Annotated in this window: 2 protein-coding genes; both read right to left on the reverse strand. The window is 50.3% G+C overall.

Annotated elements, in window-relative coordinates; genetic code table 11:
* Nucleotides 1–110: 110 nt before the first annotated feature.
* Nucleotides 111–920, reverse strand: coding sequence for an IS21-like element helper ATPase IstB (gene istB, locus GTA51_RS20230; RefSeq protein WP_160964287.1), 810 nt, complete (start codon nucleotides 918–920; stop codon nucleotides 111–113).
* Nucleotides 917–2416: an IS21 family transposase gene (gene istA / locus GTA51_RS20235; protein WP_160964288.1), complete on the reverse strand. Its 1500-nt coding sequence runs from the start codon at nucleotides 2414–2416 to the stop codon at nucleotides 917–919. The genes istB and istA overlap by 4 nt, the downstream gene beginning before the upstream one ends.
* Nucleotides 2417–2547 lie beyond the last annotated feature (131 nt).

Genomic DNA, 2547 nt, shown 5'->3' on the forward strand with positions numbered 1-2547 from the left:
TGTCAAGGGCGGAGAGAAAGTGTACCGGCTGGCCGGAGTAAAAGTGTACCACCCGTTGTCAGAGAAAGGGCCCCGAGGGGCCCTTTCTGTCGATTTGATATCTCGGTTCTTTACCTTGGGGAAGGCTCTGGATTTTGTCCGTTATCCTCAAGAGATGGTCTTTGAGCCGGACGAAGCTTCATTTTGCTTTGGTTAAGCCTGTAACTGTCACCGTTAATTTCCAGGATATGCACATGATGCGTGAGACGGTCTAGCAATGCTCCAGTCAAGCGCTCTGAACCAAAAACCTCTGTCCATTCATCAAATGGCAAATTGCTTGTAACAGCGATTGATCCACGTTCATATCGTTGGCTGAAAACCTCAAACAGAAGCTCGGCCCCTACTTTTGACAACGGCACAAATCCAAGCTCATCAATGATAAGCAACTTGTACCCTGCAAGCTGTTTCTGCATACGTAGCAATCGCTTCTCATCCCTTGCCTCCATCAACTCATGGACTAGTGACGCCGCCGTGACAAAGCCCACTGAAAGGCCCTTCTGACATGCAGCAAGTCCAAGTCCAAGGACCAAGTGTGTTTTACCCGTGCCACTATTGCCGAGGGCAATGATATTTTCTCGGCGTAAAATGTATTCGCATCGGGCAAGTTCGTTGACCAGAGGCTTGTTGATACTGGGCAAAGCTCGGAAATCAAAACTGTCCAGACTTTTTACGGCTGGGAACTTCGCTTCACGAATTCGTCGTTCTACCATCCGCCGTTCACGTTCGATTAACTCCAACTCTGCCAAACGTAGCAGGTAGCGGGCATAATCCATTCCTTCGGCAGCGCACTGTTGGGCAACCTTGTCGTATTCCCTGGAGAATGTCGGCAACTTTAAGGATTTTAAGTGATGCGCCAAGAGTAGCTGTGGTTGTTCGCTCATGCCGCCACCTTCTTCAGTAGCGACGAATAGGCGTTGGCTTTTGTCGTCAGGACTTTGGCATTAGGAAGATAAGGATAGACATCAAGATCGAGCCGAGGCGGCTTACGTTCAATGATGCACAGCAGTAGATGTTTAACGGCATCAAAGCCGATTGCCCCCAGTTTCAGGGCCTGCTTGATCGCTGTTTCGACTTGTTCGGGAGAAAACATCTCCATCAAGCGCAGTACCTGAACATATTCTCGCTTGCCGGCAGTGCCCATGCGGCTTTCAAGCAATCGGCGGAGAGAGGAAAAGCATTCAGGGAGTTGCCAGCCGGCAAGCGGAGCCGCCTGGTCCAGCGCGTTAATCTTCCTCTCTAGCAGTGCTAGATAGTGCAGCGGATCAAATATAAAATCTTCTTTATCGTACGAACGCGCATGTCTAGCGATACACTCACTGCCACAACAGACCATGATCTCGTCAACATACGCCTTGATCAGCACGTCTCGGTGTCCGTATATTGTAGGTACGGAGTAGTCGTTTGTCTTGTAACGAACCAACGAAAAAGAACTTACTTTTGTTGGGAACTTGATGCACGCGTCATAAGGTGTTGTCGGTAAAGGTAAAAAAGCCGACAAGTCACGTTGAAGTCTTTGCCCAATGGTTTCACTGTGGCCACGAAGCTTTTCTGCTAGTCGCTTTCGGCAGCAGGCTTCAAGATATTCATTGAAAGCCTCATAGCTTGGGAAATGCGGAATTGGGACCATAAAGTTGCGGCGAGAAAAACCCACCAAGCCTTCCACCTTGCCCTTGTCATTGCCCTTCCCAGGACGACCGAAGCGATCATCAAACAAATAGTGAGACTGTAACTCACTAAATATGCGTGAGCGTACACGCTTACCATCGCCAAGAATTCGAGCAACTGCGATCTTGGTGTTGTCGTAAAGGATGGACTGAGGCACGCTTCCAAAGAACGCAAAAGCTGAATTGTGTCCATCACAGAAAGCTTCAGTTGTCTCTGCAGGGTAAGCTTTGACGAAGCAGGCGTCGCTGTGAGGGAGATCAAAAGCAAAGAAGTGAGCTTTTTGCTCTATGCCACCTATTACTACTACGGCTTCGCCAAAGTCTGCTTGGGCATGACCCGGGGGATGCACCAAAGGGATGAACATCTCCTGAGAGCGCAAGGTTTGCTCACGCACGTAGTCCTTTACGATGGTATAGCCACCGGTAAACCCATGCTCCCCTCGCAGGCGCTGCAGAATGCGCTTGGACGTGTGGTGCTGTTTCTTGGGGCGAAGCTTGTCGTCGGCAAGGATCGCATCGATGATGCCTGTAAATTCTCCTAACTTAGGAGAATAAATCGGCTTCGACCGTTGGTAGCCCGGAGGGATGGAAAAACTGAGGAATTTTGAAATGGTTTTCCGGTGTAGCCCAAAGAATTTGGCTGCTTGGCGGATACTCATCCCTTCAACGTGGCAGGCTCGCCGGACTCGCTGATAAATCTCCACGTGGTACATCCCCCCTCCCTTCCTTGCGACCGGCTCTTTACCAGCAGATCGAGTGGAAGGCTTTAGCCGGTACACTTTCGGACCGGCGCAACCGAGGAATTCGGTCGCTCCAGGGGGGCATTATTGCTCCGGCGCTTATA

Source organism: Solidesulfovibrio aerotolerans, assembly GCF_009856865.1.
In the GTDB taxonomy this organism is placed as follows: Bacteria; Desulfobacterota; Desulfovibrionia; order Desulfovibrionales; family Desulfovibrionaceae; genus Solidesulfovibrio; species Solidesulfovibrio aerotolerans.

Excerpts from the sequence above, each read along its gene's own strand:
- istB (WP_160964287.1), bottom strand. The coding sequence starts at position 920 with ATGAGCGAACAACCACAGCTACTCTTGGCGCATCACTTAAAATCCTTA.
- istA (WP_160964288.1), bottom strand. The coding sequence starts at position 2,416 with ATGTACCACGTGGAGATTTATCAGCGAGTCCGGCGAGCCTGCCACGTT.